Origin of the sequence: Shinella sp. 838 (assembly GCF_029623935.1) — a bacterium.
In the GTDB taxonomy this organism is placed as follows: domain Bacteria; phylum Pseudomonadota; class Alphaproteobacteria; order Rhizobiales; family Rhizobiaceae; genus Shinella.
The window spans coordinates 461,390-487,075 of the sequence record NZ_JARSBQ010000002.1 but is presented as its reverse complement, the minus strand read 5'-3'; the positions used below and the strand labels follow the sequence as shown (position 1 = coordinate 487,075).

At 65.4% G+C, this 25,686-nt stretch carries 24 protein-coding genes; 8 read left to right on the top strand and 16 right to left on the bottom strand.

Features of this window, described 5'->3' with window-relative positions:
- Positions 1-77 precede the first annotated feature (77 nt).
- On the top strand, positions 78-908 hold the full coding sequence (locus tag P9A16_RS09995) for a mechanosensitive ion channel family protein (protein ID WP_023512282.1): 831 nt from the start codon (positions 78-80) through the stop codon (positions 906-908).
- A 2-nt stretch (positions 909-910) separates the two neighbouring features.
- Here the strand turns inward: P9A16_RS09995 and P9A16_RS09990 are convergent, their stop codons facing one another.
- The 7 genes from P9A16_RS09990 to P9A16_RS09960 all read right to left on the bottom strand — a co-directional run bounded on the left by P9A16_RS09990 (position 911) and on the right by P9A16_RS09960 (position 7,337).
- Positions 911-1,426 carry a superoxide dismutase family protein gene (locus P9A16_RS09990; RefSeq protein WP_023512281.1) on the bottom strand — a complete coding sequence of 172 codons (516 nt, stop codon included), beginning with the start codon at positions 1,424-1,426 and terminating at the stop codon, positions 911-913.
- 70 nt (positions 1,427-1,496) lie between these two features.
- Positions 1,497-2,402, bottom strand: coding sequence for a carboxylating nicotinate-nucleotide diphosphorylase (gene nadC, locus P9A16_RS09985; protein ID WP_023512280.1), 906 nt, complete (start codon positions 2,400-2,402; stop codon positions 1,497-1,499).
- Positions 2,399-2,770, bottom strand: a complete 372-nt coding sequence (locus P9A16_RS09980) for a type II toxin-antitoxin system RelE/ParE family toxin (RefSeq protein WP_023512279.1) — start codon at positions 2,768-2,770, stop codon at positions 2,399-2,401. Before P9A16_RS09980 ends, nadC begins: the two co-directional genes overlap by 4 nt.
- A complete protein-coding gene (locus P9A16_RS09975) occupies positions 2,767-3,024 on the bottom strand; it encodes a type II toxin-antitoxin system ParD family antitoxin (RefSeq protein ID WP_023512278.1) in 258 nt (85 codons plus the stop codon). The genes P9A16_RS09980 and P9A16_RS09975 overlap by 4 nt, the downstream gene beginning before the upstream one ends.
- 60 nt (positions 3,025-3,084) lie before the next feature.
- Positions 3,085-4,683: an L-aspartate oxidase gene (locus P9A16_RS09970; RefSeq protein ID WP_024271433.1), complete on the bottom strand. Its 1,599-nt coding sequence runs from the start codon at positions 4,681-4,683 to the stop codon at positions 3,085-3,087.
- A 167-nt stretch (positions 4,684-4,850) separates the two neighbouring features.
- On the bottom strand, positions 4,851-5,930 hold the full coding sequence (nadA, locus tag P9A16_RS09965; protein WP_130514910.1) for a quinolinate synthase NadA: 1,080 nt from the start codon (positions 5,928-5,930) through the stop codon (positions 4,851-4,853).
- A gap of 171 nt (positions 5,931-6,101) precedes the next feature.
- Positions 6,102-7,337, bottom strand: a complete 1,236-nt coding sequence (locus P9A16_RS09960; protein ID WP_023513000.1) for an MFS transporter — start codon at positions 7,335-7,337, stop codon at positions 6,102-6,104.
- A gap of 304 nt (positions 7,338-7,641) precedes the next feature.
- Between P9A16_RS09960 and P9A16_RS09955 the strand changes: the two genes are divergently transcribed.
- Together P9A16_RS09955 and P9A16_RS09950 are read left to right on the top strand one after the other, a co-directional pair.
- Positions 7,642-8,634, top strand: coding sequence for a magnesium transporter CorA family protein (locus P9A16_RS09955; RefSeq protein ID WP_023512999.1), 993 nt, complete (start codon positions 7,642-7,644; stop codon positions 8,632-8,634).
- A 63-nt stretch (positions 8,635-8,697) separates the two neighbouring features.
- Complete coding sequence (locus P9A16_RS09950) at positions 8,698-9,459, top strand: Stf0 family sulfotransferase (protein ID WP_023512998.1); 762 nt, start codon at positions 8,698-8,700, stop codon at positions 9,457-9,459.
- 2 nt (positions 9,460-9,461) lie between these two features.
- On the opposite strand, the gene P9A16_RS09945 is transcribed toward P9A16_RS09950, so the two are convergent.
- The 3 genes from P9A16_RS09945 to P9A16_RS09935 all read right to left on the bottom strand — a co-directional run bounded on the left by P9A16_RS09945 (position 9,462) and on the right by P9A16_RS09935 (position 13,936).
- Positions 9,462-10,307 carry an MOSC domain-containing protein gene (locus P9A16_RS09945; protein ID WP_023512997.1) on the bottom strand — a complete coding sequence of 282 codons (846 nt, stop codon included), beginning with the start codon at positions 10,305-10,307 and terminating at the stop codon, positions 9,462-9,464.
- A gap of 79 nt (positions 10,308-10,386) precedes the next feature.
- The gene (locus P9A16_RS09940; protein WP_023512996.1) at positions 10,387-11,040 is read right to left on the bottom strand and encodes an HD domain-containing protein; all 654 of its coding nucleotides are present in this window, start codon (positions 11,038-11,040) and stop codon (positions 10,387-10,389) included.
- 34 nt (positions 11,041-11,074) lie between these two features.
- Positions 11,075-13,936: a DUF2339 domain-containing protein gene (locus P9A16_RS09935; RefSeq protein WP_023512995.1), complete on the bottom strand. Its 2,862-nt coding sequence runs from the start codon at positions 13,934-13,936 to the stop codon at positions 11,075-11,077.
- 161 nt (positions 13,937-14,097) lie between these two features.
- Here P9A16_RS09935 and P9A16_RS09930 point away from each other — a divergent pair, with 161 nt between their 5' ends.
- Positions 14,098-15,036 carry a PhoX family protein gene (locus P9A16_RS09930; RefSeq protein WP_197032863.1) on the top strand — a complete coding sequence of 313 codons (939 nt, stop codon included), beginning with the start codon at positions 14,098-14,100 and terminating at the stop codon, positions 15,034-15,036.
- A 121-nt stretch (positions 15,037-15,157) separates the two neighbouring features.
- Here P9A16_RS09930 and P9A16_RS09925 read toward each other — a convergent pair whose 3' ends face one another.
- Positions 15,158-15,667, bottom strand: coding sequence for a PaaI family thioesterase (locus P9A16_RS09925; protein ID WP_023512993.1), 510 nt, complete (start codon positions 15,665-15,667; stop codon positions 15,158-15,160).
- The gene (gene recO, locus P9A16_RS09920; protein ID WP_023512992.1) at positions 15,664-16,428 is read right to left on the bottom strand and encodes a DNA repair protein RecO; all 765 of its coding nucleotides are present in this window, start codon (positions 16,426-16,428) and stop codon (positions 15,664-15,666) included. Before recO ends, P9A16_RS09925 begins: the two co-directional genes overlap by 4 nt.
- A 204-nt stretch (positions 16,429-16,632) precedes the next feature.
- Between recO and P9A16_RS09915 the strand changes: the two genes are divergently transcribed.
- Positions 16,633-17,343, top strand: a complete 711-nt coding sequence (locus P9A16_RS09915) for a L,D-transpeptidase (protein WP_023512991.1) — start codon at positions 16,633-16,635, stop codon at positions 17,341-17,343.
- A 45-nt stretch (positions 17,344-17,388) separates the two neighbouring features.
- On the opposite strand, the gene P9A16_RS09910 is transcribed toward P9A16_RS09915, so the two are convergent.
- Both P9A16_RS09910 and P9A16_RS09905 read right to left on the bottom strand, forming a co-directional pair.
- Entirely contained in the window at positions 17,389-17,751 is a 363-nt protein-coding gene (locus P9A16_RS09910) for a hypothetical protein (RefSeq protein ID WP_278025654.1), read from the bottom strand.
- Between the two features lie 15 nt (positions 17,752-17,766).
- Entirely contained in the window at positions 17,767-18,255 is a 489-nt protein-coding gene (locus P9A16_RS09905; protein ID WP_023512989.1) for an SRPBCC domain-containing protein, read from the bottom strand.
- 73 nt (positions 18,256-18,328) lie between these two features.
- Between P9A16_RS09905 and P9A16_RS09900 the strand changes: the two genes are divergently transcribed.
- Complete coding sequence (locus tag P9A16_RS09900; protein ID WP_023512988.1) at positions 18,329-18,652, top strand: ArsR/SmtB family transcription factor; 324 nt, start codon at positions 18,329-18,331, stop codon at positions 18,650-18,652.
- Positions 18,653-18,695: 43 nt separating this feature from the next.
- Here the strand turns inward: P9A16_RS09900 and bla are convergent, their stop codons facing one another.
- Together bla and P9A16_RS09890 are read right to left on the bottom strand one after the other, a co-directional pair.
- On the bottom strand, positions 18,696-19,589 hold the full coding sequence (gene bla, locus P9A16_RS09895) for a BKC/GPC family carbapenem-hydrolyzing class A beta-lactamase (protein ID WP_023512987.1): 894 nt from the start codon (positions 19,587-19,589) through the stop codon (positions 18,696-18,698).
- A gap of 147 nt (positions 19,590-19,736) precedes the next feature.
- Positions 19,737-22,046, bottom strand: a complete 2,310-nt coding sequence (locus P9A16_RS09890; RefSeq protein ID WP_023512986.1) for a Tex family protein — start codon at positions 22,044-22,046, stop codon at positions 19,737-19,739.
- Between the two features lie 231 nt (positions 22,047-22,277).
- Here P9A16_RS09890 and P9A16_RS09885 point away from each other — a divergent pair, with 231 nt between their 5' ends.
- Both P9A16_RS09885 and P9A16_RS09880 read left to right on the top strand, forming a co-directional pair.
- Positions 22,278-23,327 (top strand): polyamine ABC transporter substrate-binding protein, encoded by a 1,050-nt coding sequence (locus P9A16_RS09885; RefSeq protein ID WP_023513874.1) that lies wholly within the window; start codon positions 22,278-22,280, stop codon positions 23,325-23,327.
- A complete protein-coding gene (locus P9A16_RS09880) occupies positions 23,314-25,677 on the top strand; it encodes a putative bifunctional diguanylate cyclase/phosphodiesterase (protein WP_023513875.1) in 2,364 nt (787 codons plus the stop codon). Before P9A16_RS09885 ends, P9A16_RS09880 begins: the two co-directional genes overlap by 14 nt.
- Positions 25,678-25,686 lie beyond the last annotated feature (9 nt).

Below are 25,686 nucleotides of genomic sequence, written 5' to 3'. Positions count from 1 at the left end.
TTCGGCTGGAAATGCTCTCGCCGGAACTTATCCTGCATCCTGCCATTCCCCCTTTGATATCAATGGGGAAAGCTTTCATGGAACAACAGGCAACCGACATCATCGTCGCAACACGGGCGGCGCTGGCTCAGGCGAGCGCGCTTGCCGTGCAATATTCCTTCTCGATCCTCGGCGCGCTCGTGCTGCTCGTGCTCGGCTGGTTTCTCTCACGGCTGCTGCACCGCTGGGCGCTGACGGGGCTTTCGCGTGTGCGCGGCATTGATGCGACGCTCGCGCATTTCTTCGCGAACATCCTGCGCTATGCGGTCCTCGTGCTGGTCTTCGTCACGGTGCTCGGCCAGTTCGGCGTGCAGACCGCCTCGATCATCGCCGCCCTCGGTGCCGCAGGCCTTGCCATCGGCCTCGCCCTGCAGGGCACGTTGCAGAACATCGCGGCCGGCATCATGCTTCTGGTGCTGCGGCCCTTCCGGGTCGGCGAGTACATCGAGACGAAGGACGTTTCCGGCGAGATCACCGAGGTCGGGCTGTTTGCCACCGAACTCAAGACCAGCGACGGGCTCTATCGCCTGGCACCGAACGCGACTCTCTGGAACACGCCCGTCACCAACTACAGCCGCGAGCGCACCCGCAAGCACGATCTCCAGGTGAAGGTGCCCGACGATCGCGACATCGACGACGAGATCGACCGCTTGCTGTCGATTGCGCGGACCGATCCCACGATCGAATCCGTGCCGCCGCCGCAGGTCTTCGTCGACAGCCTGGAGGAAAGCGCCGCCACCCTGACGCTGCGCTACTGGGTGGCGACGCCGCAATGGTTCAGAACGACGCGGGAGATGAACCGGCGTGTGCGCGTCGCCTTCGGGCAGAAGCTCGCCGCACCGGAGCCGGATGCGGCCCCGGCCGAATAGGCCTATTCGATCACGGCGCAGGCGAGCCGGTCGCCCGCGCCGCCCGTCGGATCGGTGCGGTAGTCGTCCGAACCGGCATGGACGATGAGCGCCCGGCCGCGGATACCGCGCTCGGCATCGTCGAGACGGACCAGCGTCGAATAGACCTGCGCGCGCAGCACGCCGTCCTCGGCGATATACTGGTTCGGCAGGTCGCCGGCATGGGGACCGTCCGCCGAGATGAAGCCGTGGCTCTTTTCATCCGGGTTGAAATGCCCGCCCGCCGATGCGTGGCCGCCAGCCGGATCGCAGCTCCCGCTTTCGTGGATGTGCAGCGCCACCCATTTGCGCGGCTCGAGGCCGGAGATCTCCACTTCGAACAGCACGCCGTCGCGCCCTGCGGTCACCTGTGCACGGCCGGTTTCCTTGCCTGCGCGATCGACGAAATCCGCCCGGGCCGTATCCGCCGCCTGCTGGGCGGCGGCGGGCAGGCTGATGAGCGGGGCGGCCAGCACGGCGCGTGCAACGATCTTCCACATGGATGCGTCCTTCCGATTGCCATTGTCCATGGAACCGGAACGCATCGTCCGCCGGGGTGTTCCGGCCCGATCAGCTCACAACCACGTCGAGGCCGATGTCGAGCGTCGGCGCAGCCATGGTGATCTTGGAGGTCGAAATATAGTCGACACCGGTTTCGGCAATGGCGCGGATCGTCTTCAGATTCACGTTGCCGGAGGCTTCCAGCTTCACGCGGCGCGGGTCGGCGGCGTAGGTCGCCTCGGTCAACCCCGCACAGTCGCGGTTGATCTCGACGGCGCGGCGCAGGAGCTCCAGCCCCATATTGTCGAGCAGGATGACGTCGGGCTGCGCCTCCAGCGCCTCCTCCAGCTCCTCCAGCGTCGTCACCTCGACCTCCACCTTGACGAGATGTCCGGCAAAGGCGCGGGCGGCCGCAATGGCGCCCGCAACACCGCGGGACACGGCGATATGGTTGTCCTTGATGAGGATCGCATCATCGAGGCCGTAGCGGTGCGACGAGCCGCCGCCCATGCGCACGGCATATTTTTCCAGCGCCCGCAGGCCCGGGATGGTTTTCCGCGTGCAGCAGACCCTCGCCTGCGTGTGGGCGATCTCGGCGGCGAACCGCGCCGTGTAGCTCGCCACGCCGCAAAGGTGCATGAGAAAATTCAGTGCCACGCGTTCGGCCGACAGCACGGCGCGGGCGGGGCCGGAAACCTGCGCGATCACCATACCCGGCGAAAGCCGGTCGCCATCCTTCACGAAGGCCTCGAAGCGGATCGCAGGATCCATCAGCCGGAAGGCCGCGCGGGCGAGATCGAGGCCGGCGACAACCCCCTCCTCCCGCGCATTCAGCTCCGCCCGCGCCAGACTGCCCGGTGCGATCGTCGCCTGACTGGTGATGTCGCCGGCGCGCCCGAGATCTTCCGACAGCGCGGCGCGCACCTGATCCTCGACCATCAGCGGGGAGAGGACGGGGAGATGGGGGGTGGTCATGGCGGAGAATCCTTCTCTGGACTGTTGGCATCGACGAGCCGCTTCAACGGCTCCATGCGTTCATGCAGAACGCGGAGAATGACGATTTCCTGTGCCTCGTCCGCGCCTGCTACGAGGTGATAGTAAAGAACGTGCGCAGCAGCATGGCGCCGGGCTGCCGCACGGGAAAAATGCATGGAGCGCACGCCGGGGCGGAGCTCGTCGCGTGCCCGCGACGCCGGTCGGAGCGGGTTTTCGGCGAGAAGGCTCATGGCATGCCCGATCAACGCGGCATAGTGCATGGCCTGGACAACGCCGAAGGCCGTCGCCGTGTAGCGCGCGATCTCGGTAAGATCCCGTTCGGCCTCAACCGTCAGCCGAACGATCATTTTTCGCCGATTGAAGCCGTAAAAATGTCCGTGACGGAGCGCCGGGAAAACTCGCCCCGCTCCGACTGCGCCAGCCCGGCATCGACCGCCTTGCGCAGGAGCGCGAGTTTGGCCGCCTCGTTTTCCTGTTCCTGACGCATCAAACGCAACGCATCACGAACGACCTCGCTTGCAGAGACGTAGGAGCCGCTTGCGACGGCGTCCTCGATAAAGTCGGTGAACTCCGGGGTGAGACTGACATTCAGCGTCGGCATGGCGCGATCCTTTCGCCCGATTCTAGTGCGCAAAGAGCGATTGTCAATTTTTGCCAAACTTCACGCCGCCGCCGTTTCCGCAAGGTCCGCAACCACCTTCTCGGCATCGGCAAGGGTAAGGAAGGTACGGTGCTTCCAGCCGGCCTTCTGCTCGGAGAAATCGGAGCGGAAGTGGCCGCCGCGGCTTTCCTCGCGCAGATACGCACCCGTCGCGATGAGCTTTGCCGTGGTGACGATGTTGTGGAAGCGCATGCGGCTGTTTTCGCGCTCCAGCGCAGCGATCTCGCGGATTGCCGTCTTCAGGCCGTCGCGGCTGCGGATGACGCCGACATGGTCGCTCATGATGCGGCGCAGGCGCTTCAGCGCCGGGCTGTCCTCGATGGTGACGAGGTCGTCGCTCTCGCCGGCATTCTTGCCCCAGTCGTTGATCTTCGGCTCCGGCAGCATGCCCTTGATGTTTTCCGCGATGCGGGCGGCGAAGACCACCGCTTCAAGCAGCGAATTCGAGGCAAGGCGGTTTGCACCGTGCACGCCGGTGGAGGTGACTTCGCCGGCGGCCCACAGGCCGTCGATCGAGGTGCGGCCTTCCGCATCCGTCAAGACGCCGCCCATGTGGTAGTGCACGGCGGGCACGACGGGGATCGGCTGGGTGACGGGGTCGATGCCGGCGGCGATGCAGGAGGCATAGACCGTCGGGAACATTTCCGGGAAATGCGCACCGACCGCCTTGGTGCAATCGAGGAAGGCGCCGCGGCCGGCCTGCACCTCCGCAAAGACGCCGCGCGAAACGATATCACGCGGGGCGAGTTCGCCGTCCGCGTGGATATCGAGCATGAAGCGGTGGCCGGCGGAATTAATGAGGTGCGCACCGTCGCCGCGCAGCGCCTCGGTGGCGAGCGGTGCAGGATCGCGGCCGATATTGATGGCGGTCGGGTGGAACTGCACGAACTCCGGATCGGCGATGATCGCCCCGGCGCGCGCGGCCATGCCGACCCCCTGACCGCAGGCCTCCCACGGATTGGTGGTGACGGCATAGAGATGTCCGACGCCACCCGAGCAGAGCACGACGGCGCGGGCCGGGAAATGAACGCGGTTCTTCGACTGGCCGGCATCGGGGCGGGCAACGACGCCCGAGATGAAGCGGCCCTCGCGCACCAGCTCCTCGACGACATAGCCTTCGAGCACCCGGATCGACGGCGTCTTGCGAACCGCAGCAATCAGCGCCTCCATGATCGCCTTGCCGGCCATGTCGCCCTTGACGCGCACGATGCGGCGTTCCGAATGGGCAGCCTCCCGGGAGAGCAGCAGCTTGCCCTCGAGATCGCGATCGAAGGGCACGCCGTATTCGAGCAGGTCGTGGATGCGCGCCGGGCCTTCGGAAACCATGAAGCGCGCCATCTTCTCATCGACGATGCCGGCACCGGCTTCGAGCGTGTCGGCGACGTGCTTTTCGAACGTATCGCCGGGGCTCATCGCCGCCGCGATGCCGCCCTGCGCCCAAGCGGAGGACGCACCCTGGCCGATCGGCGCAGCCGCGAGAATGGTGACGGGACGCGGCGCGAGTTTCAGCGCGCAGAACAGGCCGGCAAGCCCGCCGCCGACGATGACGATATCGTCGATGCCGTTCCAGGATTGCGGACGAAAACTATCAATGGGCATGTCTTACTCCTCCGACGCGCCGCCGAACTGCGCCCCTCACCTGCCTGCCGGCATCCTCTCCCCGCGAGCGGGGCGAGGAGCGCTGGGCTCGCCGTTTTCCCCTTCTCCCCGTTTACGGGGAGAAGGTCCCGGCAGGGGGATGAGGGGCCGCAGGGCCTCCTGCGCCTCTACTGCTTCAGGTTCACCATCCGCTCGACGGCAAGGCGGGCGCGATCGGCGATCGCCGGATCGACCACGACCTCTTCCGTCATGTTGACCAGGCTGTCGAGGATCTTCGGCAGCGTGATACGCTTCATGTGCGGACAGAGATTGCACGGCTTGACGAAATCGACGCCCGGCAGCTCGGCCTGGATGTTGGAGGCCATGGAGCATTCGGTGACGAGCAGCACGCGCGAGGGACGATTGTCCTTCACGTAGTTGATCATGCCGGAGGTGGAGCCGGCGAAATCGCAGACGGCGATGACGTCGGGATGGCACTCCGGATGGCCGATGATCTCGATACCGGGATGGGCCTCCTTGTAGGAAAGCAGCTCAGCCGCCGTGAAGCGCTCGTGCACCTCGCAGTGCCCTTTCCAGGTCAGGATCTTCTTGTTCGTCTGCTTGGCGACGTTCATCGCCAGGTACTCATCCGGGATGCAGAGCACGGTGTCGCTCTCCAGGCTCTCGATCACGGCAAGCACGTTGGAAGAGGTGCAGCAGATGTCCGTCTCCGCCTTCACATCGGCCGAGGTGTTGACATAGGTGACGACCGGCACGCCGGGATAACGCTGCTTGAGCAGGCGTACATCTTCCCCGGTGATCGAATCCGACAGCGAGCAGCCGGCCCGGGCATCGGGGATGAGCACCGTCTTTTCCGGGTTCAGCAGCTTCGAGGTCTCGGCCATGAAATGCACGCCGCACTGGATGATGATCTCGGCATCCACCTTCGTGGCGTCACGGGCGAGCTGCAGCGAATCGCCGACGATATCGGCGACGCAGTGGAAGATTTCCGGCGTCTGGTAATTGTGCGCGAGGATGACCGCGCCGCGCTCCTTCTTCAACCGGTTGATGGCGGCGACATAGGGCGCGTAGACCGGCCATTCGAAGGCGGGAATGAACTGTTTCACCTTCTCGTAGAGGTGTTCCGTCTCGCGGGCGATCTCGGGCGTGAAGGTCAGATCCGGTTTCTCGACGACGCCGAAGCGCTCCGCGGCAGTCAGCGGACGAGCGGCTTCGGCCATCCCCGCATGCTGGGCCAGAACGGTCATGGAACCCTCCCTTTCTCCCGCCATCCTCCGGCGGAAAGGCTATTTTGCTCAGTTTGAGCATAATAGCTCCAAAACAAAACCGGCATTGCCGGTGGTTCAGATCTAGAAACTTTTGTGACGGTTTGCAAGAACCGCCGCCCGAATTCCTTCGGGCGGCGGTACCGTTTTAGGTCAGGCGACGGCCGGGCGTACGACGCCCCTTTCCTCGATCGGCCAGTGCACGATCGCCGCGAAGACACCGAGCGCCGCGCCGAGCCACCAGACCGGATCGTAGGTGCCGAAATGATCGTAGAGATAGCCGCCCATCCACACGCCGAGGAACGAGCCGACCTGGTGCGAGAGAAAGACGATGCCGCCGAGCAGGCCGAGATGTTTCGTGCCGAACATGATGGCGACGAGACCGTTGGTCGGCGGCACGGTGGAGAGCCAAAGCAGGCCCATGACGATGGCGAAGACGATGACCGAGGCCGGCGACTTGGGCAGAAGGATGAAGGCCGCCACCGCGACCGAGCGTGCGAGATAGATATAGGCGAGGAAATAAGGCTTCGAGTAACGCTGACCGATGAAGCCGGCGGCGAGCGAACCGATGATGTTGAAGAAGCCGATCAGCGCCAGTGCGATGACCGCATAACGCGCATCGATGCCGATATCGCCGAGATAGGCCGGGAAATGCGCGGTGATGAAGGCGACCTGATAGCCGCAGACGAAGAAGCCGGCGACCAGCAGCAGGTAGCTGCGATGGCCGAGTGCCTCGCGCAGCGCCTCGCCGATGGTCTGCTTGTATTCGTTTGCCGACGTGATGCCGGAGGAGGAATTGCCGCGCAGCGGAATACCGAGCAACGGCACGATGAGCATCAGCATGCCGAGATAGACGAGACTGTCCGACCAGCCATAGGCGCTGATGAGGCCCTGCGACAGCGGCGCGAAGAGGAACATGCCGGCAGAGCCTGCGGCCGTGCAGATGCCGAAGGCCATGGAGCGCTGGTCCGGCGTCACATTGCGCGCGAAGGCCGACAGCAGGATGCCGAAGGAGCCGGCCCCGACACCAAGCCCAACCAGCACGCCGCCGCCGACATGCAGCCAGAGCGGCGACGTGCCGAACGACATGAGGACCAGGCCAAGCGCATAGACGAGACCCGAGACAAGCAAGACCCGCCAGGTGCCGAACTTGTCGGCAATCGCGCCGAAGAACGGCTGGCTGACGCCCCAGGCAAGGTTTTGCAGCGCCATGGCGAGGCCGAACGTGGTGCGGTCCCAGCCGGTATCCTGCAGCATGGGCAGCTGGAAAAAGCCCATCGCCGAGCGCGGGCCGAAGGTGAGCACGGCGATCAGCGAGCCGGCAAGAATGATGAGCCACGGCATGGGCCGGCTCGCGGCAGGCGCCGCAACGACGGATGGGGTGGACATGGTGGGTCTCCGGGAGTGTGTGGCCGGACACTACGCGGCGCCATGCATTAACAAAAGCGAATTTAATTGACCGGACGATCAGCCGGATTGATGAAATCCCGGCACCGGGCATGGCGCCGGATGTGCTTGACGCCACGGTATTTTGAGCGCATGTCCCCTCCAGGCGTCACACGGCGCCAACCGAACCCGGATAAGATCATGGACCCCGACAGTCGACTATCGAGAGCAATCGAGCGACCGATCCGGTAAGAGCCCCCGAAAAGGCTTTGCTCCGGACGGCGAGAATGCCTCCAAGGAGTAAAGCATGCTGCAAATCTATGCCCGCAGGGCGGACCGCTTCTGCCTGCGCGAAATTTCCAACCCGGCCATCGAGCAGGCGATCGCCCCTGCCCTCTGGTACGATCTCCTGAGCCCGACACCCGAAGAGGTGGCGGACGTGGAGGCGGCGCTCCGCATTTCGATCCCGACGCGGGAGGAAATGGAGGATATCGAGCTGTCGGCCCGCCTCTACCAGGAGGACGGCGCGGAATTCATGACGATGACGGCGCTCACCAATCTCGACGGCGACGAACCGATGAAGATGCCGGTAACCTTCATCCTCACCGGCCCGACGCTGGTGACGGTGCGCCATGCGGATGCAAAGCCCTTCGTGACCTTCTGCAATCGGGCGCTGCGCGGCAACGGCCACAGCTACGAGACCGGCGAGGACGTGATGCTCGGCGTCATCGAGGCGGTCATCGACCGCATGGCGGACGTGCTGGAGCGGCTCGGCAACGAGATCGACGGCATCTCCCGCGAGGTCTTCCGCAGCAAGAAGGGCTCGTCCACCAAGAAGACGCGCGACCTCGAGGCACTGATCGAGCAGCTCGGCCGCAAGGGCGATTTCCTCTCCGGCGTGCGCGAAAGCCTCGTCAGCATCTCGCGTCTCGTCGCCTATCACGCGGCGGTGGAGAGCCCGGCGCGACGGCCGTCGAAGGACATCCGCCAGCTCGTCAAGCTCGTGCAGCGCGATGCAGCATCGCTCGGCGACCATGCGGCGTTCCTCTCGGGCAAGATCAATTTCCTGCTCGACGCGACGCTCGGCCTGATCAATCTAGAGCAGAACCAGATCATCAAGATCTTCACCGTCGCCTCGGTCGTCTTCCTGCCCCCGACGCTGGTCGCCTCGGCATACGGCATGAACTTCGAGCTGATGCCGGAGCTCCAATGGCGCTTCGGCTATCCCTATGCGGTCGGCCTGATGATCATCTCGGCTTTGATGCCGTTCCTCTATTTCAAGCGACGCGGCTGGGTTTGAAAGGCAGCATGAGCACGCCGGCCCGACATCAGGCTGTCACACGCCGACGATAGTCGGGCCGACATGGCACGATACAACTCGTATATCATCTGCACCTCTCCGCGCAGCGGAAGCACCCTGCTGTGCAAACTCCTGGCGGCGACTGGCATCGCCGGAAACCCGGCCTCACTCTTCTACCGTCCGACCTTGCCCGACTGGCTGACGAGGCTTGGTCTCATACTGGTGGAAACAGTGGCGGAGCGCGAATTGCTCGAAACGATCTTCGAGGCTGCGAACCGCAAGGGACGCGGGGATACAGCAATTTTCGGACTTCGCCAGCAGAGGCACGGCTTCGATTTCCTCTGCGAGAAGCTCGCGATCCTCCACCCCGGCAATCTCAGCGATTGCGAACGCATCCAACGGATCTTCGGCACGACGCTCTTCATTCACCTGACGCGCACCGACAAGCTCGCGCAGGCGGTTTCCTACCTTAAAGCAGAACAGACCGGATTGTGGCATCTCGCCCCGGACGGCACGGAACTGGAGCGGACCGCGCCGAATCGCGCGCCCGTCTACGACCGAGACGCCATCCGAGCCCACGTCGAGACGATGACGGCCTATGACCGCGCGTGGGAGACGTGGTTCGAACGCGAGGCGATAGCACCGCTTCGCCTTTCTTATAACGATCTATCCGACGATCCGCGCGCCACCTTACGGACCGTCCTCCTCCACCTGGGGCTGGATCCGGCAGCCGCCGATCGCGTTGCTCCCGGCGTGAGGAAGTTGGCCGACGAAACCAGCCGGGAATGGGGGGCGCGGTTTCGCGCGGAAAACACGTTAGCCTGACTTCAAGCCCGCACCTTCATCGGCCAGCGCTCGGTGCGCGTCTTCGTCACGCGCACCGTATCGCCGAGGCGGATCTCGCCCTCGCTGCGGGGCACGGCGTTCCAGCCGAAGAGCACGCCGGGCACGCGGCGGTCGGCGGACATGCGCTTTTCGGCAAGGCCCTGGATCGGGTTGCCGCCGATGCGCTCGCCGGTCCTCTGGTCCTGCGTGGTCATGATGCAGCGGGCGCAGGGTTTGACGAAATCGAAGGTGATGCCGTTGATCTCGATCACTTCCCACAGGTCCTCCACCCAGGGATCGTCACAGGAGACGAGGATGTTGGTGCGGAAGCGCTCCATGCCGACAGGCTCCTGGCCCTTGGCGACGAGGGTACGGTTGAGGTCGGAAAGCGAGCCGGTGGTCGTCACGAGAACGGGGAAGCCGTCGGCAAAACCCACAGGCGCCGGGCTGCCGGCCCACTCCTCGCCCTCCAGTCGCTCGGCCCGCGCGTCCATGTGCACGAGCCTGACCGGACGGGCGAGCCAGTCCGACAGGACCTCGTTGACGGCCTCGTCAGCGACGGCAGCGTTGACCGGGCTGTCCCAGACGGTCACGTCGAGGCGGTCCTCCGGATCGAAGCTCGCAAAAAGCTGGCGGCCTTCCATTTCGAGATGCAGGCTGTCGCCGACGGCCGTCGCCTCGACGCGGGCCAGCGCCTGCAGCTCGCGCTGGGTGATGAAGCGGCCGTCCGGCTCGACGACCATGAAACGCCGGTCGCCGGCAAGGCCGTCGAGACGCACGGCAGCGCTTTCGACGGGAATGGCCCGGCCGCTCTTCAGCGGGTGGATGTTGAGACCTTCGACCTTCATGCGGGCGACCTTTCCTAAAACTTTGATTCAACGGCCTGCCGATCGGATTCAATGCGGCGGCACAAAAGCATGTTTTTCTTCAGATTTCATCCAGCAGCATGGCGCGGATCGCCCGCAGGCGCTCCGTCCGCTCGCCGGCCATGCGCGCACCCGCCGCCGTCTGGAACCCGTCAGCCAGTTTGAAGAGCTTGACCTCGAAATGGTCGATGGCGAAGGCCTTGTCGTCGAGCGGGCGGTTTTCGCCGAGCGGGTCCAGCGGATCGTAGAGGCCGCTGCCCATGCGGCCGGCAATGTAGAAGCAGCGCGCAGCACCGATCATACCGATCGCGTCGAGCCGGTCGGCGTCCTGCAGGATCTTCGCCTCCAGTGTCTTGGGAGCGAGATTGGCGGAGAAACTGTGCGTCAGGATGGCATGGGCGACGGAGGCCACGTCCGCTTCGCTCCAGCCTTCGGCGGCAAGCAGGTCGGCCGCCTTTTCGGCTGCAAGGCGTGACGCTTCGGCGCGCAGCGGCGAGTTCTTTTCCACCGCCACGCAATCATGCAGCAGCACGGCGGCGGCCAGCAACCGTATGTCACCGCCCTCCTCCGCCTGGATGCGGCGCGCGCTCTTCCACACACGGATGAGATGCGCGGCATCGTGCGAGCCGTCATCGGCAGAGAAGGCCTGCGGCAGCAGGCGTTCGGCAAGGGCCCCGAGGGGCGAGAAGGCGGCGGCGAGACAGGCGAAGGTCATGGGCAATCCATCATTGGTTGCCCTGACTATCCTGTCACGCCTCGGCGTTCAATTCCGCCTTTTCGCCGGTCCCGGACTTTCCCGACAGGATCTTCTGGTAGAACAGCCCGATACCGATCAGCACCGCGCCGAGCCCGATGAAGGAGAGCGCCCTGAGGATGCCTTCGAGATTGGCCATGTCGATCAGGAAGACCTTGACCACCGCGATCAGCACGAGACCGGCGGAGGCAAGGCGGATGCTCTTGGAATCGAACTTCGAGCCGACCACCAGCAGCAGAACGCCGAGCAGCAGCCAGACGACCGAATAGGTGTAGGTCTCCGGCTGGAGGAACCCCTTCCAGTCGGCAATGCCCTCGCCATGCCAGTAGCGACGCACGCTGAGCGTGACCCAGGCGAAGGCGAGCGCCACGCCGGTCAGCGCCAGCATGATCACATAGGGCATCGGCCGCCGGCCGCGCGCATAGAGGGCAAGCCCGCCATAGGCGATGCCAGGCAGGAGATAGCCGACGAAAAGCAGATCCAGGAACGGCCATTTACCGAGCAGTTCGCCGGTGAAATAGGGGTTGAGGCCAACGAAATGGGCGCTGAGGATGGACAGGACCGAGAGCCCGCCGACCACCATGGAACCGTAGCGGAAGACCGGGCTCGGCGATTTCAGGTCGAGCGACATCAGGATACCCGCGGCGCCGATGACCAGCAGCGTGTAGATCGACTGCTCGCCGAGCGTCGGCACGGAGCTGTCCAGCACCCCGCCATTCATGCCGTGGCGCACGAGGATCGCCGCCGTCAGCAGCACGAACAGGCTGGCCAGCGCCTGCAGCAGGTTGCGGATTTTCTCGCCCGGCCAGCGGCGCAGTTCGAAGGCCGAGAGCGCGAGAAGAGCAGCCGGAATGCCGTAGCCGGCAAGCAGCTGGTTGAAGACCGGCGTCTTCGAAAGGTTGGCCGCGCCGACGATGGTCGGCTCCCAGCCGATGCGGCCGGCAACCACGGCCGCCGCCCCTGCCATCAGCCAGGGCAGGACCGGCCAGCGGCGAAGGCGCGTCGCGAAGACGGCGGCAGCGCCGAGGATCGCGATGCCGAGCGTGGTGGCAAGGCCGTCCGTCATGGCGTGCAGCGCCAGCACGAGGAAAGCAAAGCCGCCGGCAACGAGCGTCCATTGCGGAATGAACAGACCCTCCTCCGCCCGTCCGCGCGAAAAGACCTCTGCCGCAGCGAAGAAGGCGAGACCGAGCGCCACGGCGAGAAGACCGTGCTTGAGGTCAAAGGAGAGGTTGCCGAAATGGAGGAAGCTCAGAGCGACAACAACGAAGGGCACGGCCGGAGCGATGAGGCTCCAGAGCGCGGAAAAGGCGGAGGACCCCGTCATGCGCAGGCGCACCGCCGCAAGACCGACCGCCGCATAGGCCACGGCAAGGAGCAGCAGCAGATTGACCGGCACGACGGCGATCATCGGTACCGGCAACGATGCTGGCGGCGGCAGCACCGAGGCGTTGTCCAGTATCGGCGGGGCCAGCGAGGAGAAATCGTCGAACAGCAGGCCGCCGGGCCGGATCACCATCGCCCCGACGCCGACCACGGCCGTGATGGCGGAAAAGAGCGCGGGATAGATCGCCCAGCCGCGCAGCGCGCCGAGCAGGGCAAGCGCCATCACGATCGCCGCAAAGCCATAGTCCGCCCGGGCGAGCGCCGGGACGGCATTGGCGAGGATCAGCGCCGGGAAGGTCAAGGCCAGCGCGCCGGTCAGCGATACGGCGACCGCGGGCGGGGCAAGCAGGCGGTCCAGCGGATCGGCGGCGGCGGCGCCCGTTGCGGGCGGCAGGTCGTCCGCCGTAATGTTGCCCGGCCAGATCAGCCCCAGGCCAAGCGCCATCACGAGCAGGGCGAGAAGCATCGGCACGACCTCGACCGTGCTCGCCTCCGAAAGATAGAGCACCGCCCAGAGCGCCATGCCGGCACTGGCCAGCGCCGGCACGACCAGCCAGCGACGGATGCGCGCGGCGGCGAAGGTGGCAAGCCAGGCGACGGAGAGGAAACCGAAAAGGCCCCAGGCACTCGGCTCCTCGGTCGCGACCAGCGCAGGCGTCACGAGAGAGGCCAGCAGGCCGAGGCCGGCCAGCGCCTGCCCGTGCAGGAGCGACAGGCCGATCGTCGCGAAGGCCACGGCGGCGAGCAGCACGAAGGCCGTCAGCGGGCCGAAATAGCCGTAGAATTCGTAGGAGACATAGGTGACGGCAAACAGTGTTATGGCGCCGGCAGCGGTCAGCACGCCGGGGATCATCGCGTTCTGGAAGGCATTCGCGATGACCGGCAGCGTGCGGCGGCGCACGAACTCGCCGACGGCCATGAGCACGAGGCCGAAGACGGCGGCCAGCGACAGCCGCACCGCCGGGCTGAGCAGCCCTGCCTCGATGGAATACTTGACCATGAAGATGCCGCCGAGCGCGAGCGCGATGCCGCCCACCCAGACGGCCCAGCGCGCGCCGATGCGGCTTTCGAAGCTTTCCTTCGGCTTTGCCGCGGCCGCGGGAGTGGCAGAGGCCGCCGCAACGGCTTCGTCCAGCCCCTCGCTCGCAGCAACCGTTTCGGCGGGACCGGCGGGCGTGCCGCCAAAGATCGCCCGGCCCTTCTCGGCCTCGTCCACCCCCGCCGCCTGCAACGCAGCCCAGGGGCTTGCGAAATCGGCCGGCACCGGCTCCTCGGCCGCCTCTTCGGAGATGGCCTCGGTCGCTTCCACAGCCACTGTCTCCACTGGCGCCGTCAAATCTCCGGCCTTCAGCGCCTCGACTTCGCGCTTCAGCCGCATCACCTCCTCGCCGAGTTTCTGCGCGCTGTTTCGCGATGCATTGAGGGTATAGAGCGCCAGGCCGATCGCGACCAGGGAGAGGATTTCGAGCATTGCGACTCCAACGCGGGCATTGTCCGGGCGCGGAGACTACCCGGTTTTTTCCAAAGACTAAACGGGGTTACGTTTGAAGCCGGTATTCTCTTCGAGCTGTCGCATGGTTTTCATGCAAGGCGGGCACAATGACCTATTTCCAGGAGCAACCGGAGCCCGCCATGACCCAGACCCTTCGCAATGCCACCGCCACGCAGGCGGGCCGGCAGCCCCGGGACGGCTATGCGCATGCCATCGTTCGCAGCCTCGGCAATCTTCTCGGTCGATGCACCGCCGCCCGCACGGACGGGCAGCCTATAACGCCAGCCGCCGGCGAGGCCCCGGCAAAACGCCTGGCCCCCGCCGCGCTCCGCTTGGCTTCAAGCCAGCGCATCGCCACCGCCGGCTGCCTTACCCCCTGGGGCACGCGGCTGATGGCGGAGGCGGATTTTCATGGCGACGCCCGTTGCTTCGATGAGGGATCCGGCGCCCCTGCGGGCTGGGTCGTCGAGGTCGATCCGCGGAATCCGGACGCCGCCCCGAAAAAACGGCCCGCCCTCGGCCGCTTGCGGCATGGCGCCCTCGCCTGCCTCGTCAACCGGGATGGCCGCGTGGTCGTCTATTGCGGCGATGCCGGCGAATCCGGGCATCTCTACAAGTTCGTCACAAACCGCACCTGGCAGTCCGGTAGCCGCGCCGACGGCCCGGACCTCCTCGACGACGGCACGCTCCATGTCGCGCATTTTTCCGCCGACGCGGAAGAGGACTGGATGCCGGTCACCTTCGACGCGGCGCCGCTGGTGATGGAAAACGGCACGCTGACATGGATGCCGGTCGCTGCCGGAAAGAGCCCGCTGACCACCGCTTATGGCTATGCCACACCGATCAACGTGCAGAACGAAACGCGCCGCGCCGCCGCCCTCCTGCGCGCCACCCGCCTCGATGGAATTGCGGATGTGACCGGGGATCCTGCGGCCGGCACGGCCCGCCTCCGGCTGGCTGGCGAAAAGACCGGCGCCCGCGACCGGTTCAGCCATATCGTCGAGATCATCGAAGCCGGTGGCGATTTCGCTGCGCTGCACGCGCACTGGGAAGTGCTTTCGACCTGTAACGGCCATTGAGCCATCGGCAGCAGGACCGATGCCTGCGGCCTGTCTGGAGCAACTTCGCAGCCCCCGGTTCAGTGGAATTGCCCCATATGCCTTCTGGCCGCCGCATCCGGCGCCGCTTCGGCTGGAGACACTAACGCATCAGGTTTTCGATCGGGAAGATGGCGCAGGTTTCAGTGCCATGGGCGAGCAGCTTGCCGTTTCCGTCGCGCAGCCAGGCTTCGGATGTCGCAATGGTACGGCCGCGATGCACGATCCTGCCTTCGCAGAACACCTCACCCATGCCGGGCAGGACGGGGCGCACGAGATTCAGCTTGAACTCGATCGTCGTATAGGCTTCGCCCGGCTTGATGACGGAGAAAACGGCGCAGCCGAGCGCCGAATCCATCACCGTTGCCGTCCAGCCGCCGTGCACCGTGCCGAGCGGATTGAGATGGTCGACAGACGGCAGGCCGGCAAAGACGACGCGGCCGTCCTCCACCTCCGTCATGCTGAAGGCGAGCGTCTTCGCCATCGGCGGGGCCGGCAGGTCGCCGACCAGCATCGCCTGCAGTACCTTCAGCCCGCCGTCGCGCTTCACCACGTCGAGCGGCAGCGTACCGACGCCAGAAACCGTCAGCCCGGGGTAGATTTCGACCGTCATGCATGCGCCTCTCGGGGTTGATCGTGCCTCGGCGTGCCGAGCGCCTTCAGGGCCGCCTGGATGAAGCCGTCGCGGGCGCTGGCGAGTTCCAGCCCGCGCGGTTCGCAGACATGCCGGTTGAGGAAGAAGGCGGTCAGCCGGAAGCCGTCCGCGAGGGCGGCGGCATCGGCGGCGTGCCGGCGCTCGTCGCCAAGAAAGGCCGGCAGTGCCAGCATCTTGTCCGCCCAGGGTGCGCCGGCTTCGCGCGAAACGGCACGGCCGGATTTCGGCGACACGTAACAGAGGTTTTCGCGGCTGCCCGTTGCGACACATTCGAAAAGATCGAGGCCGAAGCCGAGATCGTTGAGCACGGCGAGTTCGAAGCGCACGAAGAGTTCGCCGGCATCGGCCGGCTCGTGCAGGTGATCGAGGATGACGGAAAGCGCCTCGTAGAGATGGGGATGCGGGTCGCGCTCCGGCAGGAAGCGCAGCAGCGCCGCCATGGCCTGCACGCCGTAGACGGCGGTCGCCGTCTCCATCAGCCGCCCGGCGCGCAGCTCCAGCGGCTCGATGCGGAACTCGCCGAGATGCTCGTCGAGCCGCGCCCGCCAGGTGACATCGACGGAATTGCCGGGCTGGAGCACCGGCTGCATGGCCCGCGAGCGCCCGCCGCGCACCATGCCGAGGTGCCGGCCACGGCTGCGCGTCATCACCTCGACGATGACAGAGCTTTCGCCGTGGCGCCGCACGCCGAGAACGATGGCTTCCTCACTCCATTGCATGGCAAAAGCCTTACGCCCTCGCCCGCGCGGGAGCAAGCGGCACGGCATGTGCGACGGAACGACGCGTGGCCGCAAGGACACACCCAAGCCCTTGCCACAGTTTCGCTTTTTTCTCGCCGCGCCGATGCCCGCTTTGCCGACAAAGAACCCGCGCAAGGCTTTCAAGCCAGATTTCGGAATTGAAAAACGACAGGTGCCCCCCTCATGTGTGTGTCCCGTGCCCGCGCTTTCGCGGCTCTCCGCCCCCTCGCCCTCCTCGCCCTTGCGGCAACGCTCGCAAGCTGCGCCACCACCGCAAAGCCGGTGAAGAAGGGACCGGACCCGATACATGTCGCCATGTACGGACCGCATCCGGAAGAGCGTTTTCCCCTGCCGGCGATGGACATCAGCAAGGTGAACCCGAAATATTTCCGCCAGTTGGTCGCCTACCAGACGGCCGAGCCGGCCGGCACCATCGTCATCGACACGCAGAACCGCTTCCTCTACCTCGTGCAGGGCGAAGGCATGGCAATGCGCTACGGCATTGGCGTCGGCAAGGCGGGGCTGGAATTCGAGGGCGGCGCACGCATCGGCCGCAAGGCGGAATGGCCGCGCTGGACGCCCACCCAGAACATGATCGAGCGCGAGCCGGAACGGAACCTGAAATGGGCCGGCGGCATGGAGCCGGGCCTTACCAACCCGCTGGGGCCCCGCGCGCTCTATCTGCACAAGGACGGCAAGGACACGCTCTTCCGCATCCACGGCACGTCCGAGCCCTGGTCGATCGGCAAGGCGGTATCGAGCGGCTGCATCCGCCTCTTCAACCAGGACATCATCGACCTCTACGGCCGCGTGCCGACCGGCAGCCGCGTCGTCGTGCTGCAGCACCAGGCACCGGTCGACCAGCCGGTGCCGATGGCGGCCGCCGCCATCTGAGGCCTCGTTCGGGGACGGCCTTGCGCCCGTCCCCGAACCGTTTCATCACCAGGCGTCGGGCTCGCGCACCATGTGCACGATATTGGCCGGGTTCATCACCCAGCCGCCGCGAAAGCCTGCGCCCAGATCCTCGATCGGATCGCAGCGCACGACGCCGTTCTGCTCGAGATGGCCGAGAGCGACCGTGTGGTCGGGCGTGGAAAGTTCGAGCCAGACCTCCGCCTGGCTGTAGCCCGGCGCCTCGTCGATCCACAACCGGTTCGGGCCGAGCAGGAACCCCCTTGCCGGGGCTTTGTCGTCGAAGGGCTCAAGCCCGACGACGTCGCGGTAGAAGGCGAGTGTCGCCTCGTACTGGTGCGAGGGAACCTTCATGGCGATGTTGATGCCGCCCTTGATGTCAGCTGTCATTGCAAACCTCCCGTTTCAAGTGAAATCCTGCTGCTCGGAGGCGACGACGCCCTTGAGCTCGCTCGGGTAATAGCCCTCGCGCAGGTTGATGCCGTATTCGACATAGGCCTTCATGCAGGCCAGCATCTGCGACCAGCCCTCGCAGTTCATGTAGGATGCTTTCTGGCCGCGGGCGTTGTCGCGCCAGCCGGTCTCGGCGATGGTCACCATCGTGCCGCCGTCCTCCAGCGGCTTGAAGCGCATCTCGACGCGCGTCCTGTAGGGCGCCTCCCCCTCGTCCACCATGGCATCCCAGCGGAAGACGATCAGGGCGTTCTCCTCCACCTCGTCGACGACGACCGGGGCCATGCCCCACCAGGTGACCGTCGTGCCCTCGACCAGCGGGGCGCTCGCCCCGCCGATGGTGGTGAAGTAGCCGCTGAGCTTCTTCGGATTGACCACCGCATCGAACACCTCGGCAACCGGCTTGCCGATACGCCCGTTCACACGAAATTCCAGCGTCATGCCGTCCTCCTTCCGGGGCAGAAGCGCCCCTTTCGATCTTGTCTGCCGTCAAAATATGTTATAAAAATATAACATGTCAAGCGAATCGAAACAGGACGCCGTTTTCAAGGCGCTGGCCAATGGCAAACGGCGGCAGATGCTGGATGCAATCAAGGATGCGCCGCTGACGACGGGCGCACTGTGCGAGCGTTTCGGGGAAATGGATCGCTGCACGGTCATGCAGCACCTCAAGGTGCTGGAAGAGGCGGAGCTGATCGTCGCCCGCCGTGAGGGCCGCGAACGCTGGAACCACCTCAATGCCCTGCCGATCCAGGCAATCCATGACCGCTGGATCAGCCAGTATGCCGGCCATGCGATGAACGTTCTTTCAGCGCTCAAGGGCGACCTGGAGGACTGAGGCACCGTCGCAAGGGCGGCGCCTCGGCTTGAACCGTAACGTCTCAGACCTCGGCCGCGATGCGCCCGATCTCGGCAATGACGGCATTGCGCTCGTCGCCGGAAATGCCGGGGATTTCGCAGAAGGCTGCAACGATGATGGCGCCGCGGTCCGGCGACCAGGCGATGGCGACGTCGTTGGCATTGCCAGCCTTGTCACCGTTGGTGCCGGTCTTGTCGCCGGTCATCCAGTCCGCCGGAAAACCCGCGCGCAGCCGCGCATCGCCCGTCTTGTTCATCACCAGCCAGGCGGCAAGCTGCGCCTTCGAACGCGCCGACAGCACGTCGGCAAAAACCAGCCTGCGCAGCGTCTCCACCATGGCGGTCGGCGTCGTCGTGTCGCGCACGTCGTCCGGCGTCTCATGGTAGTTGAGCGTCGGCTCCGTGCGGTCGAGCCGCGTTACCGCATCGCCAAGGCCGCGCAGGAACGCCGTGACGGCCTCCGGCCCGCCCGATGCGGCAAGCAGCAGGTTGGCGGCGGCATTGTCGCTGAACGTGATGGTCGCCTCGCAGAGTTCGGCGATCGAGATGCCCTTCCCGCCGACACGCGTTTCCACCACCGGCGACCAGTCCACGAGGTCCGCCTTCTTCACGACGATGCGCCGGTCCAGCGTCTCTTCGCCCCGATCCACCCGGGCGAGGATATGGCCCGCCAGCAGCGCCTTGAAGGTGCTGCACATCAGGAAGCGTTCATCCGTGTTGTGGCCGAGCCGCGCGCCCGTCGAAAGATTATGTATGGCAACGCCGATGCGCCCGCCGTGACGCGCCTCCAGCGCGGCAAGCCGTTGCGCGAGATCCTCGCCGGCGGCGCGGCTGGTGCCGGCCGTCAGCGCGGAAACCGCGGGAATAGCAAGGAGAGCGCCGGCCATGGCCTGGCGGCGTGAAATCGTCATCGTCATGTCTTGTTTCCTGTTTGCCGGACACCGGGCGCGCTTTGCAACACCCGGCCCGCTTGAGCCCGCCCACACCGCGACTATGGGCGGTGAGGCGATTCAAGACAAACGACGATTTCTGCCGACAGCCATTAGGAAAACTAGGGCTTTGCCTTATTTTCGCTTCATCGCCTCGGCGAGCGCTGCACCGAAAGCGCCTTGCGAGGGCGCCTGCTGCTTGGGGGCCGCCTGGCTGAACTTCGGCTGCATCTGGGCATTCTTGTCGCCCCGCGGAGCATTGTCGCGGGCAGCTGGCGCGCCGCCGTCCTTGCGCATGGTGAGACCGATGCGCTTGCGCGGCACATCCACCTCGGTGACGCGCACCTTCACCACGTCGCCGGCCTTGACCACCTCGTGCGGGTCCTTGACGAAGCGGTCGGCGAGCTGGGACACATGCACGAGGCCGTCCTGATGCACACCGATGTCGACGAAGGCGCCGAAGGCGGCGACGTTCGTCACCGTGCCCTCCAGGAGCATGCCGACCTTGAGGTCCTTGATGTCATCGATGCCGTCGGCAAAGGTCGCGGTCCGGAATTCCGGACGCGGGTCGCGGCCGGGTTTTTCCAGTTCAGCAAGGATGTCCTTGACCGTCGGCAGGCCGAAGCGCTCGTCGACGAACACCTTCGGGTCAAGTTGCTTCAGCGCCGCGCTGTCGCCCATCAGCGCGCGCACGTCCCGCCCGCAGGCCGCGACGATCTTCTTGGCGACGCCATAGGCTTCGGGATGCACCGAGGACGCGTCAAGCGGCTCCTTGCCGTTCGGAATGCGCAGGAACCCGGCGCATTGCTCGAAGGTGCGCGCACCAAGGCGCGAGACCTTCATCAGCTCCTTGCGGCTTTCGAACGGGCCATTGGCATCGCGATGCGCGACGATCGCTTCGGCGGAGGATTTGCCGAGGCCGGAGACGCGCGCGAGAAGCGGCGCGGAGGCGGTGTTGAGATCGACGCCGACGGCGTTCACCGCGTCTTCCACAACCGCATCCAGCGAGCGGGAGAGCTTTCCCTGGTCGACATCGTGCTGGTACTGGCCGACGCCGATCGACTTCGGCTCGATCTTCACCAGTTCGGCAAGCGGATCCTGCAGACGGCGGGCGATGGAAACGGCGCCGCGCAGCGAGACGTCGAGGTTCGGAAATTCGGCGGCCGCCGTTTCCGAGGCGGAATAGACGGAGGCACCGGCTTCCGAGACGATGACCTTGGTGGGCTTGGGTGCCGGCAGCTGGTCGAGCAGATCGGCGACGAGCTTTTCCGTCTCGCGGCTGCCGGTGCCATTGCCGATGGCGATCAGCTCGATCTTGTGCTTGCGGATGAGCGACGCTAGCTCAGCCTGTGTGCCGCGCACATCGTTCCTCGGCGGGAACGGGTAGACGGTCGTCGTCTCGAGCACCTTGCCGGTGTTGTCGATGATGGCGACCTTGACGCCGGTGCGGATGCCCGGGTCGAGGCCCATCGTGGCGCGCGTGCCGGCAGGAGCGGCGAGCAACAGGTCCTTGAGATTGCGGGCAAAGACGCGGATCGCTTCCTCCTCGGAGCGTTCGCGCATCTCGCGCATCAGGTCGAGCGACAGCGACATGGAGAGTTTCACCCGCCAGGTCCAGCCGATCACCTCGGCCAGCCACTTGTCGCCCGGCTTCGTGCCGATGGCATAGAAGGAAGCGATGATGCGTTCCACCGGCTTGACGGCCTCGGTGCTGTCCTGGTCGACGACGATGTCGACCGACAGGAACTCCTCGTTCCAGCCGCGCAGCATGGCGAGCGCCCGGTGCCCCGGCACCGCCGCCCAGCGTTCGGTATGGTCGAAGTAGTCGGAGAACTTCGCCCCGGCCTCCTTTTTCCCCTCAACGACCCGCGAGCGCAGGAAGGCGTTGTCCTTCATGTATTCGCGCAGGCGCTTCAGGAGATCGGCATTTTCCGTGAACTGCTCGGCGACGATGTCACGCGCGCCTTCCAGCGCCGTCTTGACGTCGGGCACCTCGGCCGACAGGAATTTTTCGGCAAGCTCCGCCGGCACCAGTGCACGGTCCGTGAGGATCTGTTCGGCAAGCGGCCCGAGGCCGCGCTCGCGGGCGATCTCCGCCTTGGTGCGGCGCTTGGGCTTGTAGGGCAGATAGATGTCCTCGAGCTCCGCCTTGGTCGCAACCGTGGCGATCTTCGCCGCAAGCTCGTCCGTCAGCTTGCCCTGCCCCGCAATCGATTCGAGGATCGAGGCACGGCGCGCCTCCAGCTCGCGCAGATAGGTCAACCGTTCGGACAGCGTGCGCAGCTGCGTATCGTCGAGACCGCCGGTCACTTCCTTGCGGTAGCGCGCGATGAAGGGCACCGTCGCCCCCTCGTCGATGAGCGCCACGGCGGCGGAAACCTGCGCGGAGGTCGCCTTGATCTCGGCGGCGATCAGGTTCGCGATCTTGAGCGGTGTCGGGGCCATGTCGAATTCCTCTGGGTTGGCGCGGTCGGCGACCATAGTGTGCGGCCGGCTATAGGCCAACCACAGGCCCGGCAGCCCGCGGCCACGTCCACAATATATATATCACGACCGGCAAAAGCGGCAGGACTGCGCCACGGTTGAACACCAGCGAATACAGGCTTAGAGGTTGTAACGCTTCATAAAGTCTTGCCGACTATCCTCACCGCACGTAACGGCAACGGGGCCTTCGGCATGCGCGGCGCTTTTCTTGCAGCAGTCTCACTGGCGGCCTTCGGCACCACGTGCCCGGCGCATGCGACCACGCTTAACCTGTTGATCTGGGAAGCCTATATCGACGAGCAGATCCTTGCCGACTGGACTGCCGAAACCGGCATCGAGGTGCGCCAGACCTTCTATGACAGCGGCGACGTGCGGGACAAGATCCTTGCCGATCCGAACGCCAATGTCGACGTCGTCGTGACCAATGAGAACGGCGCACGGCTCTACGGCAAACGCGGCGTCATCGCCACGCTGAGTGCCGACAACGTCCCATCGCTGAAGGACTATGCGGAAAGCTGGTCGGGCCGCTGCGGCGGCTACGGCGTGCCCTATCTGTGGGGCACGATGGGCATCCTCTACCGCTCCGACAAGATCACGACGCCGCCGACCTCCTGGGCGGACATGATGAAGCCGGCCGAAAGCCTACGCGGCCATATCGCCATGTACGGCGACCACGCCGAAGCCTTCGTCGCGCCGCTCGCCCTGCTCGGCAAATCGGTCAACGCCAATGACAACGAGACGCTGAAGGCGGCCTACGAGCTGATGAAGGCACAGGCGCCCTATGTGCTCACCTACGACTATGTCGTCACCTCGGTGCAGAGCCCGGACAAGGGTCCGAACATCTACATGGCGCTCGGTTACAGCGGCGACCAGTACACGCTGAACGACAAGGTCTCCTCACCGGGCCTCTGGCGCTACGTCGTGCCGAAGGAAGGCACGCTTTCCTGGCTCGACTGCGTCTCCGTCAGCGAACGCTCGAACAACAAGGCCCTGGCGCTGAAGCTGATCGACTATATCAGCAACGCCAGGAACGGCGCCCGCAACGCCGTCAAGCTCAACATGCCCACCGCAAGCACCGCCGCACTGGCGCTGCTTCCGGAAGACATACGCTCCAATCCCGAAATCTATGCAGCACCGGAAATCCTGGCCAAAAGCCAGTTTCAGGAGGAACTGACCGTGCAATCGGTCCAGGCCCGCCGCCGCATCATCAGCAGTCTGGCCCAGATCAGTGACGCTCGGTAAACGCGCCCTTTCCCTCATCTTCCCGGTCGTGCTCGCAGGCTATGTACTTGCCGCCTCGCTGATCTACTACGTGCAGAGCTCGTCCATCCTCGCGCTGGAACGCGCCCGCCTGTGGCAGCAGATGGGCCTGCTCACCGCCGTCTTCCAGAACGAGGTGACGCAGAACCGCAGCTTCATCTACTCGCTCGTCGAGGGCGGCGCGGTTCGCCTCTTCGTCAACGAGCCCGATGCCGCCTATCGCAACACCGCGCTCGGCGTGCGCCTGCAGCAGAGCATCACCTCGCTCTCCGACGACCGCAAGCGCTTCATCTCCGTGGCGATCATCCGCCCGCCGCTGACCGTCGATTATTACTTCGAGGACAGCGACGATCCGTTCGCGGAGATCACGCCGCAGCAGATCCAGCATGCAAGGCAGGTGATCGAGAGCCCGCGGCTCTCCTCCTGGAGCTATCTCAACACGGCCGGCATCGAGCCGCTGATCGTGCATTCGGAGTTCATCGATCCCTTGACCTTCAACCGCCCAGTCGCCAGCGCCAAGAACGGCGCGATCCTGGTGCAGACCGCGGTTCGGCCCAAACTCTTCCTCGACATGAAGCGGGCGCTGGAAAAGGAATATGGCACGACGATCGAGATCGGCCAGCACCAGCTTCTGGCGCAGGGCGGGCTTTCCGCGACCGCGACGCTCAGCCCATCGCTCTTTGCGCGGCTGACGCCGGAACCCACCTTCCTCGACAACCGGCTTTCGACGCTGAAATCGCTGCTCGCGCTCGGCGCCATTGCGCTCAGCCTGTGCACGATCGTCCTCGTACTCGGCCTGGTGCGCCGCTACATCACCAACCCGATCGCCAAGCTCGACCGCCAGCTCACCGACGTGATGACCGGCAACCGCAGTGCCCTGCCCGAAATGAACGAGATCGGCGAGATCGGCCGCCTGTCGGCCAACGTCAAGCGGCTGCACGACCACTCCATGCAGTCCTTCGACCTCGTTCAGAACGCCTCGTGGACGGACACGCTGACGGGCATTTCGAACCGCGAATATTTCAATATCCGCTCCACGCAGATCCTGCAGGAGGCGGAGGCCGAGGATATCGGCTGCACGCTGCTCTTCATCGACGTCGACAACTTCAAGTTCGTCAACGACAAGCACGGCCACAAGATCGGCGACGAGTTGCTGAAGACGCTGGCCGACCGCATCTCGACCATCGTCGCCTGCGTCGTTTCCGAGCGCGGCCTGCCAGACGGCCTGTTCGCCCGCCTTTCCGGTGACGAATTCGCCATCATGCTGCGCTGCCAGCCGGGCAGCGGCACGATCACGGAGATCTCCGAAAAGATCCTCGCCCTCTTTGCCGAGGGGTTCGAGGTGCTCGACAAGGCCTATCCGGTCACCGCCAGTATCGGCATCGCCGTCTATCCGGAGGATGCCCGCACGCTGCCCGAACTCGTCGCCAATGCCGATGCCGCCATGTACCAGGCGAAATCCCAGGGCAAGAACGGCTCGGCCCGCTATTCCCGCTCGCTGCACGAAAAACGCAACCGCCAGCGCCGCATCGAAGAGGAGTTGCGCGTCCTCGACCCGGACCGCGAATTCCACCTCGTCTACATGCCGATCGTCGATGGCCACGGCAAGGTGACGGGTTGCGAGGCGCTGTTGCGCTGGACCTCGCCGGTGCTTGGCCGCGTGACGCCCGACGAATTCATCCCGATCGCCGAGACGACCGGCCTCTTCAGCAAGATCGACTGGTGGGTGATCGACCGGGCGATGGCCGAATACGGCCAGATCCGCAAGCTGTTCGGCACCGAGACGATCCTGTGCATCAACATCTCGTCCGCCGAGCTCTACACGAAGTCGATCAGCGACCATTTCTGCGACAGCGCCGACCGGCACGGCATCGATGCCCGCCTGATCGAGATCGAGCTGACCGAGACCTTCGCCGTCAAGCTCGGCGAGCAGTCCCGCCGCAACATCGAGATCCTGCGCGCCCGCGGCTTCCGCATTTCCATCGACGATTTCGGCGCAGGCTACACGTCCGTGCAGCAGATCATCGAGTACCCGGCCGAGACCATCAAGCTCGACCGCGAGCTGGTCGAGAGCCTCACCCGTTCGGCGGCGCTGCCGACGCTGCGGGCTCTCGTCGCGCTTTGCCATGCACAGGACATGTCGGTGATCGCGGAAGGCGTCGACACGACCGAGAAGATGGCGCTGCTCGCCGCGGCCGGCTGCGACCTCTATCAGGGTTATCTGATCAGCCGCCCCCTCACCCTCGAGGAGATCGGCATCTGGGCGATGCAGCGGCTTGTCGAAAAGGCCCGCGAGGCCGCCCAGAGCCCCGACCGCCGCGCCCGCGCCTGATACTTTCCA

Bases quoted from the DNA above. Each gene is read 5' to 3' on its own strand.
- P9A16_RS09940 (WP_023512996.1), bottom strand. From the start codon at position 11,040: ATGACCTTCGCCTGTCTCGCCGCCGCCTTCTCGCCCCTCGGGGCCCTT.
- P9A16_RS09955 (WP_023512999.1), top strand. From the start codon at position 7,642: ATGCTGCAAATCTATGCCCGCAGGGCGGACCGCTTCTGCCTGCGCGAA.
- P9A16_RS09905 (WP_023512989.1), bottom strand. From the start codon at position 18,255: ATGACGCTGGAATTTCGTGTGAACGGGCGTATCGGCAAGCCGGTTGCC.
- P9A16_RS09970 (WP_024271433.1), bottom strand. From the start codon at position 4,683: ATGCCCATTGATAGTTTTCGTCCGCAATCCTGGAACGGCATCGACGAT.
- P9A16_RS09975 (WP_023512278.1), bottom strand. From the start codon at position 3,024: ATGCCGACGCTGAATGTCAGTCTCACCCCGGAGTTCACCGACTTTATC.
- P9A16_RS09960 (WP_023513000.1), bottom strand. From the start codon at position 7,337: ATGTCCACCCCATCCGTCGTTGCGGCGCCTGCCGCGAGCCGGCCCATG.
- nadC (WP_023512280.1), bottom strand. From the start codon at position 2,402: ATGACCACCCCCCATCTCCCCGTCCTCTCCCCGCTGATGGTCGAGGAT.
- P9A16_RS09910 (WP_278025654.1), bottom strand. From the start codon at position 17,751: ATGACAGCTGACATCAAGGGCGGCATCAACATCGCCATGAAGGTTCCC.
- P9A16_RS09945 (WP_023512997.1), bottom strand. From the start codon at position 10,307: ATGAAGGTCGAAGGTCTCAACATCCACCCGCTGAAGAGCGGCCGGGCC.
- P9A16_RS09885 (WP_023513874.1), top strand. From the start codon at position 22,278: ATGCGCGGCGCTTTTCTTGCAGCAGTCTCACTGGCGGCCTTCGGCACC.
- P9A16_RS09925 (WP_023512993.1), bottom strand. From the start codon at position 15,667: ATGACGGTCGAAATCTACCCCGGGCTGACGGTTTCTGGCGTCGGTACG.
- P9A16_RS09950 (WP_023512998.1), top strand. From the start codon at position 8,698: ATGGCACGATACAACTCGTATATCATCTGCACCTCTCCGCGCAGCGGA.
- P9A16_RS09930 (WP_197032863.1), top strand. From the start codon at position 14,098: ATGACCCAGACCCTTCGCAATGCCACCGCCACGCAGGCGGGCCGGCAG.
- P9A16_RS09915 (WP_023512991.1), top strand. From the start codon at position 16,633: ATGTGTGTGTCCCGTGCCCGCGCTTTCGCGGCTCTCCGCCCCCTCGCC.
- P9A16_RS09990 (WP_023512281.1), bottom strand. From the start codon at position 1,426: ATGTGGAAGATCGTTGCACGCGCCGTGCTGGCCGCCCCGCTCATCAGC.
- bla (WP_023512987.1), bottom strand. From the start codon at position 19,589: ATGACGATGACGATTTCACGCCGCCAGGCCATGGCCGGCGCTCTCCTT.
- P9A16_RS09980 (WP_023512279.1), bottom strand. From the start codon at position 2,770: ATGATCGTTCGGCTGACGGTTGAGGCCGAACGGGATCTTACCGAGATC.
- P9A16_RS09995 (WP_023512282.1), top strand. From the start codon at position 78: ATGGAACAACAGGCAACCGACATCATCGTCGCAACACGGGCGGCGCTG.
- P9A16_RS09900 (WP_023512988.1), top strand. From the start codon at position 18,329: ATGTCAAGCGAATCGAAACAGGACGCCGTTTTCAAGGCGCTGGCCAAT.
- P9A16_RS09935 (WP_023512995.1), bottom strand. From the start codon at position 13,936: ATGCTCGAAATCCTCTCCCTGGTCGCGATCGGCCTGGCGCTCTATACC.
- nadA (WP_130514910.1), bottom strand. From the start codon at position 5,930: ATGACCGTTCTGGCCCAGCATGCGGGGATGGCCGAAGCCGCTCGTCCG.
- recO (WP_023512992.1), bottom strand. From the start codon at position 16,428: ATGCAATGGAGTGAGGAAGCCATCGTTCTCGGCGTGCGGCGCCACGGC.
- P9A16_RS09890 (WP_023512986.1), bottom strand. From the start codon at position 22,046: ATGGCCCCGACACCGCTCAAGATCGCGAACCTGATCGCCGCCGAGATC.